Genomic DNA, 17,778 nt, shown 5'->3' with positions numbered 1-17,778 from the left:
GATCAGCCTGCTCTGAGCGCCGAAATCGTCTCTTCGACAGGTCCGTCGAAGATGAGCTGTCCTTGTTTCAGCAGGATTCCCCGCTGACAGACTTTCTTCACTGAATCCAAATCGTGGCTGACAACCATCAGCGTCTTGCCCTGCTGCTGCAGTTCCGTGATCTTGGCGAAGCACTTCTTCTGAAAAGGTTCGTCACCGACACTGAGCACCTCGTCGACCAACAGAGTGTCCATCTCGGTGTGGATGGCCACGGCGAATGCCAAACGGACGAACATGCCAGAGGAATAGTGCTTCACCTCGGTGTCGATGAACTGCCCGATCTCGGAGAACGCCACGATGTCATCGAAGCGAGCCTCGGTCTCCTCATGACTCATTCCCAGAATGGCCGCGTTGAGGAACACATTCTCCCTCCCCGAGAGGTCGGGATGAAAGCCAGCGCCGACCTCGATGAGCCCAGCCACTCGGCCGCGCGTCAGCACTTGACCGTTCGTCGGCAGCAGCACACCGCTCACCAGCTTCAGCGAGGTGGACTTGCCCGAGCCGTTGAGCCCGAGAAGTGCGACAGACTCACCTTCGTTGATGGTGAACGAGACGTCGTTCAGAGCCTGAAAGTCGTCGGCGATCGGCTTGCGCTTGATCCACGCCATCGCGGTCTCTTTCATCGAGTGCGTGTGCCGCAGATGAAATTCCTTGGTGACGTGGTCGAGCACGATCGCGGGGTTCGTGCTCACAGCTGTGTCTTCAGAGGTCTTGTGCAAAGTTCTTCTCCAGATGACGGAACACCAGCTGGCCGACAGCCAAGAAGGCGAAGGCGATGACCAATCCGTAGACCCCGTACTGCATCACATGCTCACCGACGAAGGGCAGCACGTTCTCAGGCGTTGGCGAGGTGATCGTCGGCGCCCAGAATGCGAAATGGAAGAGATTGACTGCGGCCGTGATGGGGTTGAGCTGGTAGATGAAATAGATCAAAGGCGTCGTCGTCTCACGCACCAGGGTGAGCGTGTAGAGCACCGGCGAAAGCCAGGTCGTGAACATCAGAATCATCTCGACGATGCTCTCGGCGTCACGCAGGCTGACGTTGATCGCGCCGAACAGCAGCGAGAGCCCGAGGGCGAGTACGAAGATGATGACAATGCCGAAAAGCATGGCGATGATCTGGCTGAGGTTGGGGTGCCAGCCGAAGAACAGGCACACGATGAGCAGCACGACGACCTGGGGAAGAAAATTCACCAACGCAATGAACCCGGAAGAGACCGGAAACAGCTCTCGTGGCAGATAGATCTTCTTGACGAGGGCAGCGTTTTCGACGATCGACCGTGTGCCGTTCCCGAACGCTTCGTTGAACAGGTTGACGATGACAAGGCCCGAGAACAGATAAATGGCGAAGTTCTCCATGCCTCGGTTCAGACCGAGAAACTGACCCATCGCGACGTAGTAGACCACGAATTGGGCAGCCGGCTTCAAGAATGACCAAAACCACCCGAGTACCGAACCGCGGTAGCGAATCTGCACGTCTTTGCGCACGAGCAGACTGAGCAGATATCTGCGGTGAAACACGTCGAGCAGGCCATGCCCGCGGCCGGGCTTGGTCATGCCCGCGTAGAGGTCAGCGGACAAATCGCATCCTTCTCTTTTCGGGAACCAGCGCAGAGTCGCCCTGGTGCTGCAGCGAGTCAGTCTAGTCGAGATGAGTAGACTCGACCCTATGACTGATTTCTCTGGCGACAAAATCTCTCAGCGTGCGGTGAAGGCGGTGGTGCCGGTTGCGGGTTTGGGGACGCGTTTTTTGCCGGCGACGAAGGCAGTGCCGAAGGAGATGCTGCCGGTGGTTGATCGTCCGGCGATTCAGTATGTGTTGGAGGAGGCTTCGGGTGCGGGGCTTTCTGATGTGTTGTTGGTGACGGGGTCGGGCAAGGGTGCGATCGAGGATCATTTTGATGCGGCGCCGTATTTGGAGTCTCGTCTGGCTGCTGATGGCAAGGATGCTTTGTTGGCGTCGGTGCGTGAGGCGACTGGGGTGGCTGATGTGCATTCGGTGCGTCAGGGTGTGCCGCGTGGTTTGGGGCATGCGGTGTTGTGTGGGCGTGAGCATGTGGGGGATGAGCCGTTCGCGGTGTTGTTGGGTGATGACCTGATTGATGCTGATGAGGACCTGCTGAGCCGGATGTTGGATGTGCAGGCGGCGCGGGGGGCGTCGGTGGTGGCGTTGTTGGAGGTGCCGGCTGATCGTACGCATTTGTATGGTGTGGCCGAGGTTGAGGCGACGGGTGAGGCTGATGTGGTGCGGATCACGGGTCTGGTGGAGAAGCCGGAGCCGGGGACGTCGCCGTCGAATCTTGCGGTGATCGGTCGGTATGTGTTGCAGCCGGGTGTGTTCGATGTGTTGGCGCGCACGGCTCCGGGTCGGGGTAATGAGATTCAGCTGACGGATGCGTTGGAGACGTTGGCGGCGGATGAGTCGATTGCCGGCCCGGTGTTGGGCGTGGTGTTTCGTGGTCGTCGGTTCGATACGGGTGACAAGCTCGAGTATCTGAAGACCGTGGTCACGCTGGCCAGCGAGCGCGACGATCTCGGGCCCGCCTTCCGCACCTGGCTCAACGACTTCGTCTCTCAAGACTGACGAGAACCGAGACTGTGCCATCGCCGATGCGGGTTCTGAACGAGCGACTGCCGCTCGTCGTCATGCCCGCGTGGAACGAGGCAGAGGTGATCGGCGATACCGTGCGGGACGTGTTGGAGAACGGGCCGGCCTGCACGCTGCTGGTCGTCGACGACGGCTCGACCGACTCGACCGCACGCCTGGCACGAGAGGCCGGCGCGATCGTGCTGCAGATGCCGTACAACATGGGCGTCGGCGCTGCGATGCGTGCCGGGTTCACGTTCGCCCAGCGCTGGGGGTTCACCCGAGCGGTGCAGGTCGATGCCGACGGACAGCACAACCCTGCCGACATCGCCAAGCTTCTCGAACGGCTGAACCGGGGAGGGGCTGACATCGTGATCGGCGCGCGATTCTCCACGGTCGGCGACTACCAGGTGCGAGGCCCTCGCCGTTGGGCGATGCGAATGCTTGCTGCGTCACTGTCTCGTGTTGCCCGAACGAAGCTGACCGATGTGACCTCGGGCTTTCGCGCCGCGAACCGACAGGCGATCGATCAGTACGTTCGGCAGTATCCGGCCGAATACCTCGGTGACACGATCGACTCGCTGGTCGCAGCTGTTCGCGCAGGCTGCTCAGTCGCTCAGGTGCCGGTCGGCATGCGCCCACGACAGGGCGGCCGGCCGAGCCATTCGCCGCTGGCTGCCGCTTGGTCGCTGGGCAGATCGATGATCGCGCTGCTCTTTGCGCTGATCAGGGGGCGAGACCATCGGCCTCCGGCAGATATCGTGCAGAGAGCGTCGGTGTTCAAATGAGAGTTCTCGCAATACTCTTCTTTCTGGTCGGCTTCTTCACGATCATTCAGCTCGTGCGCCGACGCCAGCTCAAAGAGAAGTACGCCATTCTCTGGCTGCTGCTCTGCACGGTCACGCTTGTGCTGCTCTTCTTTCCGCGCCTGCTGTTCAGGGCCGCAGAGATTGTGGGAGTGCAGGTACCGGCGAATCTGCTGTTCGCCGTCACACTCGCATTGTTGGCCGGCATTCTCGTGCATCTCTCGTGGGAGTCTTCGCGAACGGAGGAGCGCACACGGCGTCTGGCCGAAGAGGTTGCTCTGCTTCGTCTGCGGTGTGCCATTCTTGAGGGCGCGATCGCTACTTCACAGGCATCTGACGACCAACCTGATGACAGCGGGAGCACCGCATCCTCCGATGCGCCGAAGTCATGCATTGAACGCCTCCCGACGCAGATGCGCGATGGGAACGGCGACAACCCGAAAGACGACTCGAATCGATGAAGACCCGCTTTCTCATCAGCTCTGTGACCGGAGCTCTCAGCATCGCTCTGGTGCCTCTGGTGCCCTTTCTGGTCTTCAGTGCCGAGCAGTCCGGCCGCTTCAGCATCATCTACATGGCCTTCATCATCATGTGGTCGACCATGCTGTCGACGACGAGTGACGTGCGGCTGCGCGTCGAGGGCCGCGGCGGGGCGGTGAACGACGAGCACTTTCGCGGTGCTCAGACCACGATCGCACTGATCGGCGCGGTGGCGGGTGCGATCATCGCGATGATTCTCGGTGAGCAGCCACTTCTCTGGGCTGTGGTGTTCGTCGCGGTCGGTGCGAGCCTGCTGCGTGTGGCACTTCGCTTCGAGGCGATGAAATCGGCTGTCACCTTGAAACGGGTGATCGTCTCAGACCTGCTGACTGCGGTGTGCTTTCTCGGGGTCGTTGTCGTCGTGCTCGCTCGCGGAATCCAGGACACGGCTTTGGAATGGGTGCTCTGCGGATGGGCAGCTGGTGGTCTTGCCGGACTCATCGCTCTCGCCCCGTTCGCGGTCGGTTCTCCACGAGGCGCCGGACGCTGGATTCGCGACCACCGACGCGAGGCCCTGCCGTTGCTCGGCGACACCATTCTGCTCGACGCAGGCGGCAGCTTCGCGCCGCTGACCCTGCTCTTCTGGCTCAACCTCGGTCAGTTCGGCATCTACCGGGCGCTGACCAGCGTCGGCACCCCCGTGCAGCTGCTGCTGGATCCAGTGCGGCCGAAGATCTCTGGACTCAGCTCACGAGAGTTTCTGAACTGGCGTGTGCTCGGCGGCGTGACCGTCGGCGGGGGAGCGCTCGCCGGTGCCGCGTATGCCGTGCTTGCGATCATCAACAGGCTCGGCGTCTTTCACAGTGTGCTCGGCGACGTCGCGCACTATGCGCTGCCTGCTGCGCTCTACGTCTTCGGCAACGCCTTCGCCTACTTCGCCTATCTCGTGGCTCGCGGGCACTTCACCCCGCGGCTGCTGCTGATCGGGCGTCTGTCACAGACCGCGCTGCAGTTTGCGCTGCCGATCGCAGGCGTGCTGCTGGGCGGCCTCGACCTCGCAATCGCAGGGTTTGCCGCGGCGATCGTCGTCGCTGCGGTGGTCTGGCTGCTGCTTCATGTCTGGTGGGTCGCCGCGCACCGTCGTTGAACATGACCTCCTTGGCTGGATCCCACTAGAGGAGACCAGGGACCCTGTGGATATACTGTGTCGATGGGGAAGAATCATGCTTCGCAGACGCTGAGAACAGCGCTCTTTTCACTTTCGGCAGTCATCACGCTTCTCGCGCTTGTGGTGACGCAGGGGCCATTGCCCGCAGCTGCCACGCCCTCGGGCGCAAATGCGGTTGCAGCAGGTGCCGTCACTCCGAAGGGGCCGACATTTCGAGATGAGGGGTCGGCTGTCTCTGTCTATATCCCCTCGGATGCCGGCGTGCGCTATTACATCTATGTTGGCGAGAGCCAACAGCCGGTGGTGAAAGAGGGTCTGGCATACTCGAAGCCAGGCACATACACGTCTGAAGATGGGGTGACTGCGAACGCAGTCATCCGGGTTGAGGCTCGATCCGCGGGGTCGAGTACTGTTCTCACAGGTACTCTCACATGGTCTCATGCTCTCGTCACCGCCGACCAAGCCCCTCAGTTCTCTGACGAGAACACCACGATCACACTGCCGCAGCTGCCCGGGGCGACCTTCGCCGTCAACGGCACCGATGCATCCGGCACTGTCTCTGGGCAACAGGGGCAGACAGCGACTGTCACTGCGCGCTCGACGCAGAGCAATGACGAAGTGGGGGTGTGGACGCACAAGTTCCCGACTCTTCGCACACCTGAGGCACCTGAATTCAACGCCTCTGCGCTGACTGTCAGGATTCCCTATGGCCAGTCTGGAGTTCGCTACTACATTCATGTCGGTGAAGAGAAGTCGCTCGTGGCAAAGGACGGGCTCGACTACTCCAAACCGGGCACGTATTCTGCCGCAGACGGATTGTCGAACGGAGCTGACGTCGCAGTCTCAGCGAAGCCCGCGAGCTCGCAGGATCTCGTGGTGGGGCAGAGCACTTGGAAGACGCATTTCTTCTCCGATGGCCAAGCCCCGGTATTCGATGATGCGCAGGCCAAGATCACGATTCCTGAGGTTTCAGGCATCGTGTTCACCGTCGGTGAGAATGTCATCGAACCTGGAACCCATCAGTACGCCTCTGGCGAATCGGTCGATGTAGCAGCTCGGTTCTCAGCAGACGGTGAAGTCATCCGGTCTTGGGAGCATGCGTTCCCAGCTGCCGTCCCGACTGTCACCCCCAAGGGTCCGACGTTCCGTGACGATATCTCTGCTGTCTATATCCCGTCGGATGCGGGTGTGCGCTATTACATCTACGTCGGGAATGACACACAGCCTGTGGTGAAAGACGGTCTGCCGTACTCGAAACCAGGCACGTACTCACTTGCCGATGGTGTCGTGCCAGGGCAGGTCGTGCGCGTTGAAGCGAGGGCTGCAGGATCGAGTCCGCAGCTTTCCGGTACTGTCGTCTGGCGTCATCTGTTCTTCGACGAAGCCTCATCGCCAGCGTTTGACGACAAAGAGACCACTGTCACCATTCCTGATGTCGCCGGGGTGAAGTTCAGCATCAATGGAGCACAGGCGGATGCAGGCAGACATGAAATGCCCGGCGGCTCGAATGTGAGCGTGGTGGCAAGGCTCGCCGATGGCACCTCCGACGACGTGCTCGGCAGCTGGCAGCACAAGTTTGGGTTGGTGCTGACGCCACGTGGACCGGCGTTTCGTGATGACGTATCGACGTTGACGATTCCTTCTGACCCAGGTGTTCGGTACTACATCTATGTCGGTGACAGCAACGTGACGCTTTCGAAAGACGCGTCGCAGGACTTCGCAAAGCCGGGTACGTACACATCGAGCGATGGTCTGGTCGCGGATCAGCCGATTCGGGTAGAGGCGAAGCCTGTATCCGCTTCGTCAATTCTGTCTGGCACGACGTCGTGGGAGCACGTGTTCCCCGCGAAGACCCCGATTGGCCCGACGTTCCGTGATGACGGCTCCTCTGTCTACATTCCGTCCGACTCAGGTATTCGGTACTACATCTATGTCGGTGACAGCGATGTTCCTCTGTCGAAGGACGCCTCTCAGAACTTCTCAAAACCCGGTACATACACCGAGTCTGACGGAGTCTCTGAAGGCGTCAGGATTCGAGTCGAAGCGAGACCAGTTTCAGCGACAGCGATTCTGAGCGGAAAGACCGAGTGGGAGCATATCTTTCCCAAACGACCTACGTACTCTCTCACGTCCGGAGACGGATTCGACGATCCTTCGGAGCTGCTGGCCAAAGACTGGTCTGTCTATCGCAACGCTGGCAAGGGGCTGCCACGAGGTCAGAACACGGTGTACCTCGCCTCAAATGTCAAAGTGAAGGACGGCAAACTCGAGCTGATCACAAAACGCCATTGTGTCCGAGTGGATGGGGACGGCAAAGTTGACGAAGATCTCAGTGACGAGAACGTCAGTGAGAAGCCATGCGAGGGTGGCAAGCGCTCGGTGTTCAGTTCGGGACGAGTGAGCACAGATTTCATCTACAACAGCGCTGCGCATGGCACCCAGGGGCCCTTCACTATGGAAGTGCGCGCCCGGATGAGCGACGGGACGATCCCCGGGCTGCACTTCGCCGGTTGGGTGCGAAACAATCAGCCGTACTGCAGCCCGACGATCAATAAGTCTGACATCGCCGAGATCGACACGATGGAGGTGTTCACAGATCCAGGCCGCCAGTTTACGACGAACACCTCACACATCGGCTGTGAAGGCAAATCTTCCACTGACACAAATCGGAACTACAACCAGCTCGACGCTCAGATCGCCGGTGCATGGCACACCTATCGTATGGAGTGGAACGGCTACTCCATTCGCTACTTCCTCGATGGGGTCCCAGTGCCTCTTCGATACAGTCCGCATTCGGAGTATGAGACGACCGCCGCGAGTTTAGGGCTGTCGGACGCTGATTTCAACCGCATGATGAATGACTACCCGTGGCAGCTGATCTTCGACTCGAGAGTCTTTGAAGACAAGACGGGATGGATTCCCGGGCCCAATCACAACGCTGCGTTCAAGACAAGAACGGATGTTGTCGACTATGTGACGATGACACCGGTTCAGAGCGTCGCGCCTTATGGGGCTATCGGAGCGAAATGGCGCGACAACCAGTGGCTGGGATCTCCACAGTCGGCGGAGGCCACTGACGTCGATGGCACAGGTGCTCGTTTTCAGACGTTTCAGAATGGTGCCATTTTCTGGTCGCCGGATACCGGGGCAGTCATGGTGTCTGGAGCGATCCGAGATACCTATCTGGGAGACGCATCTGTGAGGTCAGCAATTGGGCTGCCGACCGGCACTGAGTCCAAGTCTGCAGACGGTCGTGGTGCATACCAGCCTTTCCAGCGTGGACAGATGCATTGGTCGCCGCAGTCCGGCGCGCATGCAACTCGCGGAGCTGTGCAGGACTATTGGGCCCACAGCGGGTGGGAATTCGGGGCCTTGGGGTATCCGATCGGAGAAGAGCTCGCAGTGAAGGGCGGAGCCTCGCAACGTTTCGAAGGAGGGACGGTGTTTTGGTCTCCTTCCTCTCAAGCACATTTGGTGAAAGCCGCTGTGCTCGATGAGTACGCTGCCACCGGTTGGGAGGGCGGCGAACTCGGGTTCCCTCTGACCGACGAGATCGGTGGTCTTCGTGACGGGGGTGTTTTCCAGAGCTTCCAGAAGGGACAGATTCACTGGTCGTCGGGAACTGGCGCACATGCCACGCGTGGAGCGATCAACTCCTATTGGGGGGCGAACAATTGGGAAAACTCCTATGCCGGCTATCCCGTCGGCGATGAGCTCTCTGTACGCGGAGGGGCCTCCCAGCGCTTCGAGTCCGCGACTCTGTTCTGGGATCAGGAGTCGGGACGGACATTCGGAACGCGAGGGGCTATCCGGCAGAAATACGAATCAGCTGGTTGGGAACAAGGAGAACTCGGCTTTCCTTCAAGCGATGAGCGCGCGCTCTCCGGAGGTGCTTCCCAGAGTTTCCGCAGTGGTTCCCAGATTCACTGGTCGCCGAGCACAGGTGGGCATATCACCAAAGGAGCCATCCAAGGCATTTGGGCAGCTCAGGGATGGGAGACTGGAAGACTGGGCTATCCCACGACAGACGAGCGCGACGACCCGGGAACTCCTGGAGGGAAAGTGCAGTCCTTCTCTGGAGGGGAAATCCATTGGAGTCCGAATAGCAGTTATGTCTCCTGAATTGGGGCATGCCGCCTTCTTGAACACCGTCAGCGCTTGCTGGCAGTGCACGCGAAAGCTGCACTGATGATCGTCTCTGTCAGCGACCGCACAGCATGGACGAGAATCGGATTCGGACTGTGCTGTACGACGCCTGCTGGGCTGAGTGCAGCGCCGGGAAGACGAAGACGGTGCGGGTCTGTCGCCTAGCATGACACTATGCACGTACTGATCACCGGGGGCGCCGGTTTCATTGGCAGCAACCTCGTGCGCTGGACGCTGCGACACCGGCCTGACGCTGAGATCACGGTGCTCGACGCCCTGACCTACGCGGGGCGCCTGAGCTCGCTCGCAGACGTGCGTGAGCGCATTCGCTTCGTTCGCGGAAGAGTCGAGGACGCTGCGTTGGTGAGCGCGCTGGTCGGCGAGATGACAGATGCTGATGACGTGGTCATCCACCTTGCCGCCGAGAGCCATAACGACCGTTCGATCGCCGACCCCGCCCCGTTCGTGCAGAGCAACATCGTCGGCACGTTCACGCTGCTCGAAGCCGTTCGCCGCCATGGGGTGCGTCTGCATCACGTGTCGACCGATGAGGTCTACGGTGATCTGCCGCTGAACCCGAGCAGTGCCGCAGGCAGATCTAAGACGGCGGCAGGCGCTTGCCCTGACGAACGAGCAGAAGGGTTTCGCGAAGGCGACCCCTATCGACCGTCGAGCCCATATGCGGCGACCAAAGCCAGTGCAGACCATCTGGTGCGCGCCTGGGTGCGCACATACGGCATCAGCGCGACGATCAGTAACTGCAGCAACAACTATGGTCCGTACCAGCACCCTGAGAAGTTCATTCCGCAGCAGATCACCCGGGCGCTGCGCGGGGAGCCCGCTGTTGTCTACGGCAGCGGCCTCAACGTGCGGGACTGGCTGCACGTCGACGACCACTGCGAAGCGATCTGGTCGATCATCGAGCGCGGTCGGCTCGGGCAGAGCTACGGCGTGAGCGCGGGCGAGCAGCGATCGAATCTTGCGGTGCTCGAAACGCTTCACACGATCTTGGGCGAGCGGGGCATCCCGTTTCACGTGAAACACATCGCAGATCGCGCGGGACACGATCAGCGGCTGGCGATTGACGCCACCCGACTGCGCGACGAACTGGGGTGGAAGCCGCATCACGCCGATTTGGGGGACGGACTTCGCGCGACGGTCGACTGGTATCGCAGCAACGAAGAGTGGTGGGGCGCTCTATGACCAGTCGGCGGCGATGAACGAGAGCGCTAATCGACGTGGGGTTGATCTCACTCGTTCAGGCTGACGACAGCAGGTCATCGTACGGCGGCTAGACCTAGACTGGTTGCTGGTGGGGGAGCACAGCGTGCGAAAGTCGCACCGGCAGTGCTGCGCGAGGCCCTCAGGCGGGCCGGCCACAGCACCGAGAGAAAGAACCGAACCATGACATCCACCCGAGAATTCATCACCGGCCTGCCGAAGGCCGAACTGCATCTGCACATCGAGGGCACGCTCGAGCCCGAGCTGAAGCTGCGTCTCGCGCAGCGTAACGGGGTCGACATCGGGCAGACGACAGTCGAGCAGGTGCGCGCGAGCTACGAATTTCACGATCTGACCAGCTTTCTGGCCGTCTACTATCCCGCGATGAACGTTCTGGTCACCGAAGACGACTTCTACGACCTGGCCATGGACTACCTGCGCCGCGCTGCCGCCGACGGCGTCGTGCACGCCGAGATCTTCTTCGACCCGCAGGCGCACACCAGCCGCGGTGTCGCCTTCGAGACCGTCATCGACGGGCTCTGGCGTGCTGTGCAGGATGCTCCCTCGCTTGGCGTCGACGCCGCGCTGATCATGTGCTTTCTGCGTGACATGTCGCCAGAGTCTGCGATGGAGACGCTCACGGCGTCGGCGCCGTACCGCAACCGCATCGTCGGCGTGGGGCTCGACTCAGACGAGCGCGACAACCCGCCCGAGAAATTCGCCGAGGTGTTCGCCCGCGCTCGCGAGCTGGGCTACCGACTGACCATGCACTGCGACATCGATCAGGTCGGATCGATCGATCACATTCGCACAGCGCTGCACACCATCGGAGTCGAGCGCATCGATCACGGCACGAACATCGTCGAAGACCCGATGCTCGTCGCCGAGGCGAAAGAACGCGGCATCGGCTTCACCTGCTGCCCCGTGTCGAACTCGTTCGTCACCGCAGACATGAAGGGCGCAGAGATCGAACAGCTGCTGCACGACGGCGTCAAGGTGTCGATCGCCTCTGACGACCCGGCCTACTTCGGCGGCTACGTCGTCGACAACATCGTCGCGCTCGCCGACAAACAGCACCTCACACGCGACGATCTGGCGCAGCTGGCACGCAACTCACTCGAGATCAGCTGGGTCGACGAAGGCAAGCGAGAGGCGCTGCTGGCTCGGCTGGATGCGTATCTCTCTGAGCACTGACCCAGAGCGGCACGGCCTGACGAAAGCCCCAGCATGAGAGCTGCCGCCGAAGGCTGTCACTGAAAACGCTGAACGCCCCGGGCGCCTGCTTGAGCAGAGGCGCCGCGGGGCGTTCAGCGATGTCACTGCCCGAAAGCAGCGGCGAGATCAGTCGGTGCCGGTGTCGAACGCGGCCGAGAGGCCGAGCTTGTCGGCCTTGGGGTCGACGCCGTCGACGCTGCTGGCGATCTCGCTGGCACCGCCGTTCTCGAGCTCGCCGAGCAGCGCCGCCGTCTCGCCCTGCACCAGGCCGAGGCGTGCATACTGCTCGAGGCGCTGGCGCGAGTCGGCGATGTCGAGGTTGCGCATGGTCAGCTGACCGATGCGATCCTCAGGATCGAACGCTGCGCCGGCCGTGCGCTCCATCGAAAGCTTCTCAGGCTGGTAGCTGAGGTTCGGACCCTCGGTGTTGAGAATTGTGTAGTCGTCGCCGCGACGCAGACGCAGCGTCACCTCGCCGGTGATCGCCGAGCCGACCCAGCGCTGCAGCGACTCGCGCAGCATGAGCGACTGGGGGTCGAGCCAGCGGCCCTCGTACATCAGCCGGCCCAGGCGGCGGCCGTCGTTGTGATACGTCTCGATGGTGTCTTCGTTGTGAATCGCGTTCACGAGGCGCTCGTAGGCCACGTACAGCAGCGCCATGCCGGGCGCTTCGTAGATGCCGCGCGACTTCGCCTCGATGATGCGGTTCTCGATCTGGTCGCTCACGCCCAAGCCGTGCCGACCGCCGATCTTGTTTGCCTCGTAGACGAGCGCGACCGGGTCGTCGAACTCGACGCCGTTGATCGCCACCGGGCGACCGGCTTCGAAACGCACCGACACCTCTTCGGTCACGACCTCGACATCCTCACGCCAGGCGGCGACGCCCATGATCGGCTCGACCGTATCGAGGCCGGCGTTCAGAAACTCGAGCTTCTTGGCCTCGTGCGTCGCGCCCCAGATGTTCGCATCGGTCGAGTAGGCCTTCTCGGTGGCGTCACGGTAGGGGTAGCCGTTCGCGACGAGCCACTCGCTCATCTCGTGGCGACCGCCGAGCTCGGCGACGAACTGCTTGTCGAGCCACGGCTTGTAGATGCGCAGCGCCGGGTTGGCCATCAGCCCGTAGCGGTAGAAGCGTTCGATGTCGTTGCCCTTATAGGTCGACCCGTCGCCCCAGATCTCGACGTTGTCCTCTTTCATCGCACGCACCAGCAGCGTGCCGGTCACGGCACGGCCCAGCGGAGTGGTGTTGAAGTAGGTCTTGCCGGCCGAGCGCACGTTGAACGCACCGCACTGCAGTGCGACGAAGCCCTCTTCGACCAGCGCGCGCTTGGCATCCACGTGACGCGCGATCTCGGCGCCGTACTGCTTCGCGCGACCTGCGACGCCCTCGATGTCGGGCTCGTCGTACTGGCCGATGTCAGCGGTGTAGGTGCAGGGGATCGCACCCTTGCTGCGCATCCACGCGACCGCGCACGAGGTGTCGAGGCCGCCGGAGAAGGCGATGCCGACGCGCTCGCCCACAGGAAGCGCCGAAAGAACTTTGGACATGACTGGATACTCCCTCATCGTTGCACTTGGTCTTTGCACGCCGATACTGTGCCGTGTCGTTGCAATGAGTACTGATTCTAGTCGTGACTGCGCGAGATCGCTGCAGGCGATTCCGTGGGTGGTACGCTGCGCGGTAAACGAGGGGGCTACGAGAAGGAGTGAGCATGACTGCACACGTCCAGGCGACCGGAAGCACCGTCAACCGTTACGCACTCGATGACAAGGTGGTGATCGTCACCGGGGCCGGCAGCGGCATGGGGCGCGCCATCGCACGAGCCTTTCTGGGCAACGGCGCCACGGTTGTGGCCGTCGGTCGCCGACCCGAGCCGTTGAAAGAGACGCTGGGCGATGCGCCCGTCTCGCGGGCGGCGGTGATTCCCACTGACATCTCTGATGCGGATGCCGTGCGCACGCTGATCGACACGGTCGTCGAACGCTTCGGCCGTGTGGACGTCGTGGTGAACTGCGCGGCGATCTATACGACAGGAGACATCGCCGAGACCGCCGAAGACGCCTGGCGCCGACTGTTCAGCGTGAACGTCGATGGGGTGTTCCACCTGGCGAAGGCGGCACTGCCGCAGCTGACCGAGACGCGTGGCAGCTTCATTGCGATCACATCGGTCTCTGGTCTTGCCGGTGATTGGGGGCAGTCGGTCTACAACTCGACGAAGCACGCCGTCAACGGGCTGGTGCGCTCGCTGGCGCTCGACTACGGGGAGCGCGGCGTGCGAGTGAACGCAGTGGCACCGGCGTTCACCGAGACCGATCTCAATGCCGATATGTGGGCCGACGGCCGCGACATCTCGGCGTTCACGAATCGCATCGCACTGGGGCGCCCGAGCACGCCGGATGACATCGCACCGGCGGTGCTCTTCCTGGCCAGTGACGACGCGAAGTACATCACGGGCACAGTGCTGACGGTCGACGGCGGCACCACCGCTTCGACCGGGCAGCCGCACCAGGAGTAGGGGCGCAGGGGTTGTAGCAGGCTGCCCGGGCCACGAGTAGGCCTGGGGGCTAGCCTCCAGCCAAGATGCAGTGCGGCCAAGATGCAGTGCGGCCGGACTGCGAGTGGGCCTGTAGCTAGCCGCCCAGCTGAGAGGCACTGCAGCCAAGATCTGGGCGGCCGGTGTGGGTACGGCTTGATCGCACACGAACACTTGTGCACGGTTTCGCTGATAAGTGCACCGTTCCGCTGACTATGGGCCCTTTGCAGCGGAATGGTGCACTTCCCGGCCCAACGGTGCACGTGACCCTGTGGCCAAGGCTGCGGGCTCACGCACGCACAGTTCTGCGCGCCCACAAACTGCAAACCCTGCACGCCGAGGCCGCGGGCCCACGCACGCACAGTTCTGCGATTCGCCCTTTCGGCGCATGTGCACTGTCGACTGGAGCGGCCAGTACGAGGCCTATGCGAGAGGAGCTCTGCTTCTGCGTCACATGCCGGGGTCGAAGTGCGCGTGCGGGGGTGTGTGATGGGGTGATTTTATGCCTGATGTGGTTGGGGTCATGATGACGGCCGATCTGCCAACCAGGTGTGTATTCCACGTAGTTGCGGGGCTGATTACGCCCATTCCTTGACTATACAGCCTCCACACGACGCTCAATGGGCCATGCTTCGGGGCGGTGTCTTCTTGCTACGGTCGCAAATGGTGCATCCGGAGCGCATGCGTCCGAGCACCGATGATCGAAGCATTTGAGAGATGAGGGGTAAGACCATGACTTCGCTGAATGAAGGTGGCGGCACATATGTGCGCGCTAAGTCACCTTTGAGAGCCTTGCTGGCTTTCTTGGGTATCTTCGCGCTTTTGGCGGGCACGTTCAACATGAACGTTCCTACTGCACGTGCGGCTGGCGCCTGCAAAGTGACGGCCACCGGGCCGGCCTCGACTGTTGTCTATCGTGACCTGACCTATAACTTGGCCATTAACAAGGAAAAGGGTGCTCCTCAGGACATCTCGGTCACACTCGATTCGAATTTGACCTTGGTCAATGAGAGCATCCCGGTCGACGCAGCCAAGGGCCCCGTCACTGGCTTCGACTGGAATGCCTCGACAAACACGGTCGTTCTGCACATCGCGGCCGACATTGACGTGGCGCAAGTCGGCTTCAGCGCTCGCCCCACGAACACGAACATCGCTGACAGCGCGACGACATACACGTCGAAGGTTACCGGCTGCGGTGACCCGTCAACGGTTGTCAGTCACGTCACTGGCGACATGGACTACACCGTCTCGAAAAAAGGCGAAACCTATCCTGGCGGCGACAACCGCACGGTGAAATACAGCTTCAACGTCGCAACGAAGAACCCGAACGAGGACACCAAGACGTTCACCAGCTGGAAGCAGCAGCTGACCGACGTGATTCCTGCAGGGGTAAAGGTGACTCCGTCGCCCGACTACAACGGTGGCAAGTGGAGCAGCACGACGAATGCCGACGGCTCGCAGACTTGGACCTGGACGCATGAAGGAGCGTACGGTCCGAGCTGGGACAAGCTCGACAACTCAGCCGCGGGGAACAACATCTACCTCACTGTCTTCTATGAGGACAAGGCGAAGTTCCAGGTCGGTTCGAAGCCGCCACTTAATACAGTGAAGCTCGACACGACGTCGAAGACAGGTGCGGACAAGGGCTCAGCTGAGGCCAGCTGGCAGTCTCCCGAGATTACCGACGGAACGAAGACCACGCAGGTTTCGATCAACAAGTACACCGATGGCGGTGACCCCGTCACCATCAACAGTGGTGAGAAGTGGTCCAGCGGCACGACCAACCATGTCGATGCCAGCTACATCAACACGAACGATGATGCCAAGCTGTCCACGATGACCGTGCAGGACAGCAATGATCTGCACGAGAACAAAGACTTCTACCTGCACAACAACGTCTATCGCATGACGATCGGCTTCAACGATCTGCTCAAGCAGGGCGCCTTCCCGTACACGTTCGAATACACCACGAACGCGAACCCACAGTGGCAGAGCTATGACACGCAGGGGAAGACCACCGCAGATGACCTCAACATCACTCCTGTTGAGAAGGGGTCTGACTCGGGCTACAACTGGAATGAGTTCACACGCATCGATCTGGAACGCGGCGACTTCATCACAGGATGGCGTGTCGTCGTTACCCCGCCGGCAGGTTCGGGCATCGTTAGCGGCAGTGAGATCAAAGCCAACTTCTTGACGGTTGCCTCGTTCCGACAGGTGAACGACAAGAACACGGTTGGGCTGCCAGTCGACAATACCGATGGCGCGCCGAAGATCACGACCACGAACACGGCACAGGTACTGGGAAGCACAGATCACCAGACGCCGAAAGACCTCTCTGCTGAAGATGCAGAGAAAGTCATTATCCGCGACGCGGTTCCGATTATGACGACCGTGAGCAGCCCGAAGGCGATCACAATGGCCAACGGCACTGGCAACGCCGACTTCGGTGCATGCATCGCAAACCTCGATCCGTCAGGCGTGGCTTACAAGAACTCGAAGCTTCAGGTCGTTCTGCCTGAGGGCATCCAGCTCGATCCGACAAAGACGATCACACCGAAGTCAGGGACCAACGCTGAGAACATCGCAGCTCCTGAGATCGGCAAGGGAGTCACTGTCGACAGCTCGCAGTTCGTCAACAACGGCAAACAGCAGGTTGTGACGCTCACCTTCGATGAGCTGCAGTCGCTGCGTTCGCCTGGAACGGCGTGGGACGGTTCCTTCTGCTACACGATTCCGACGACTGTCCTGCCGCAGGCATTCATCGCCGCGGGCGGACAGGCGGTCGACACCAAGTCATGGGCCTGGACGCAAGACTCGTCGACTGATGGTCTGAACATGACGCAGACTTGGGACAACCGTGTGAAGGACGACACCTTCGGACTCAGCGGTGATCGCTATCCGAACAAGCAGATTGCAGCTGATACGGGCAATGGCAATATCACCGCGGCTGGCGGGCTCTACATGGGCAAACAGGTTCGTGCGACAGACTCTGAGCCTTGGTCGACCTCGACCGGTGTCAAGTCGCCGAGCACACCTGATTGGCAGGTCAACGTGCTCAACGCGTTCACGTTCGATCTCGACGACGTCACGATCTTCGATCGGCTGCCTTACAAGGGCGATGACCGTGGTACCCAGTTTGACGTCGTTCTCAACGGTGCGGTGACGGGACTTCCCTCTGGCGCAACCGTCGAGTACTCGACAGACGCAACTGCTGTGGACACAGGAACCTGGACGACCAATCCGGCTCAGGCAACTGCCTTCCGAGTGAAGACCGCGAAGCTCGCCAGCTTCGCGAACTTCACGCTGCTGCTGCCGACGTCGGTTCCGTCAGGTCTGCCGTTCGGGCAGCATGCCTTCAATAACACGCAGGGCACGGCTGTGTACGACAACAACGGGACCTTGTCACCGGTGTCGTTCAACTCGAACATCGCAGAGATCCACACCACATCGACGGGTGCGTTCTCGGTGACGAAGAGCGTGTCTGGTGATGGTGCTGGTTTGGTGCCTGCTGATCAGGTGTTCTCGGGCACGTATTCGTATCCTGCTGGTGATGGTTTTGCTGCTGGTGAGGGTGTGTGG

At 61.2% G+C, this 17,778-nt stretch carries 12 protein-coding genes; 9 read left to right on the top strand and 3 right to left on the bottom strand.

Annotated features, from left to right (window positions below; genetic code table 11):
- Positions 1-2: 2 nt before the first annotated feature.
- Positions 3-758: an ABC transporter ATP-binding protein gene (locus F8O06_RS00060; protein WP_158036914.1), complete on the bottom strand. Its 756-nt coding sequence runs from the start codon at positions 756-758 to the stop codon at positions 3-5.
- Positions 742-1,596, bottom strand: a complete 855-nt coding sequence (locus tag F8O06_RS00055) for an ABC transporter permease (RefSeq protein ID WP_158037524.1) — start codon at positions 1,594-1,596, stop codon at positions 742-744. The genes F8O06_RS00060 and F8O06_RS00055 overlap by 17 nt, the downstream gene beginning before the upstream one ends.
- A 112-nt stretch (positions 1,597-1,708) precedes the next feature.
- Here F8O06_RS00055 and F8O06_RS00050 point away from each other — a divergent pair, with 112 nt between their 5' ends.
- From F8O06_RS00050 to add, 7 genes are all read left to right on the top strand, one after another.
- The gene (locus F8O06_RS00050) at positions 1,709-2,623 is read left to right on the top strand and encodes a UTP--glucose-1-phosphate uridylyltransferase (RefSeq protein WP_158036913.1); all 915 of its coding nucleotides are present in this window, start codon (positions 1,709-1,711) and stop codon (positions 2,621-2,623) included.
- A 26-nt stretch (positions 2,624-2,649) separates the two neighbouring features.
- The gene (locus F8O06_RS00045) at positions 2,650-3,414 is read left to right on the top strand and encodes a glycosyltransferase family 2 protein (protein WP_225733296.1); all 765 of its coding nucleotides are present in this window, start codon (positions 2,650-2,652) and stop codon (positions 3,412-3,414) included.
- The gene (locus tag F8O06_RS00040) at positions 3,411-3,893 is read left to right on the top strand and encodes a DUF2304 domain-containing protein (RefSeq protein ID WP_158036912.1); all 483 of its coding nucleotides are present in this window, start codon (positions 3,411-3,413) and stop codon (positions 3,891-3,893) included. The genes F8O06_RS00045 and F8O06_RS00040 overlap by 4 nt, the downstream gene beginning before the upstream one ends.
- Positions 3,890-5,059: a hypothetical protein gene (locus F8O06_RS00035; RefSeq protein ID WP_158036911.1), complete on the top strand. Its 1,170-nt coding sequence runs from the start codon at positions 3,890-3,892 to the stop codon at positions 5,057-5,059. The genes F8O06_RS00040 and F8O06_RS00035 overlap by 4 nt, the downstream gene beginning before the upstream one ends.
- A gap of 63 nt (positions 5,060-5,122) precedes the next feature.
- Positions 5,123-9,202: a family 16 glycosylhydrolase gene (locus F8O06_RS00030; RefSeq protein WP_158036910.1), complete on the top strand. Its 4,080-nt coding sequence runs from the start codon at positions 5,123-5,125 to the stop codon at positions 9,200-9,202.
- Positions 9,203-9,400: 198 nt separating this feature from the next.
- A complete protein-coding gene (gene rfbB, locus F8O06_RS00025) occupies positions 9,401-10,429 on the top strand; it encodes a dTDP-glucose 4,6-dehydratase (protein ID WP_158036909.1) in 1,029 nt (342 codons plus the stop codon).
- A 201-nt stretch (positions 10,430-10,630) separates the two neighbouring features.
- Entirely contained in the window at positions 10,631-11,641 is a 1,011-nt protein-coding gene (gene add / locus F8O06_RS00020; protein ID WP_158036908.1) for an adenosine deaminase, read from the top strand.
- Between the two features lie 147 nt (positions 11,642-11,788).
- Here add and argG read toward each other — a convergent pair whose 3' ends face one another.
- Positions 11,789-13,210 carry an argininosuccinate synthase gene (gene argG / locus F8O06_RS00015; protein ID WP_158030493.1) on the bottom strand — a complete coding sequence of 474 codons (1,422 nt, stop codon included), beginning with the start codon at positions 13,208-13,210 and terminating at the stop codon, positions 11,789-11,791.
- A gap of 164 nt (positions 13,211-13,374) precedes the next feature.
- On the opposite strand from argG, the gene F8O06_RS00010 reads away from it, so the two are divergent.
- Together F8O06_RS00010 and F8O06_RS00005 are read left to right on the top strand one after the other, a co-directional pair.
- Complete coding sequence (locus F8O06_RS00010; RefSeq protein ID WP_158036907.1) at positions 13,375-14,178, top strand: SDR family NAD(P)-dependent oxidoreductase; 804 nt, start codon at positions 13,375-13,377, stop codon at positions 14,176-14,178.
- 858 nt (positions 14,179-15,036) lie between these two features.
- A partial coding sequence (locus tag F8O06_RS00005; protein WP_158036906.1) for a hypothetical protein occupies positions 15,037-17,778 on the top strand: 2,742 nt, incomplete at its 3' end.

This window comes from Pseudoclavibacter sp. CFCC 14310 (genome assembly GCF_008831165.1).
GTDB lineage: Bacteria > Actinomycetota > Actinomycetes > Actinomycetales > Microbacteriaceae > Pseudoclavibacter_A.
Note: the sequence above shows the minus strand (reverse complement) of the source record. Positions and strands in the feature narration are given on the sequence as shown.

Excerpts from the sequence above, each read along its gene's own strand:
- F8O06_RS00055 (WP_158037524.1), bottom strand. The coding sequence starts at position 1,596 with ATGACCAAGCCCGGCCGCGGGCATGGCCTGCTCGACGTGTTTCACCGC.
- F8O06_RS00050 (WP_158036913.1), top strand. The coding sequence starts at position 1,709 with ATGACTGATTTCTCTGGCGACAAAATCTCTCAGCGTGCGGTGAAGGCG.
- F8O06_RS00045 (WP_225733296.1), top strand. The coding sequence starts at position 2,650 with ATGCGGGTTCTGAACGAGCGACTGCCGCTCGTCGTCATGCCCGCGTGG.
- F8O06_RS00040 (WP_158036912.1), top strand. The coding sequence starts at position 3,411 with ATGAGAGTTCTCGCAATACTCTTCTTTCTGGTCGGCTTCTTCACGATC.
- F8O06_RS00035 (WP_158036911.1), top strand. The coding sequence starts at position 3,890 with ATGAAGACCCGCTTTCTCATCAGCTCTGTGACCGGAGCTCTCAGCATC.
- F8O06_RS00030 (WP_158036910.1), top strand. The coding sequence starts at position 5,123 with ATGGGGAAGAATCATGCTTCGCAGACGCTGAGAACAGCGCTCTTTTCA.
- rfbB (WP_158036909.1), top strand. The coding sequence starts at position 9,401 with ATGCACGTACTGATCACCGGGGGCGCCGGTTTCATTGGCAGCAACCTC.
- add (WP_158036908.1), top strand. The coding sequence starts at position 10,631 with ATGACATCCACCCGAGAATTCATCACCGGCCTGCCGAAGGCCGAACTG.
- argG (WP_158030493.1), bottom strand. The coding sequence starts at position 13,210 with ATGTCCAAAGTTCTTTCGGCGCTTCCTGTGGGCGAGCGCGTCGGCATC.
- F8O06_RS00010 (WP_158036907.1), top strand. The coding sequence starts at position 13,375 with ATGACTGCACACGTCCAGGCGACCGGAAGCACCGTCAACCGTTACGCA.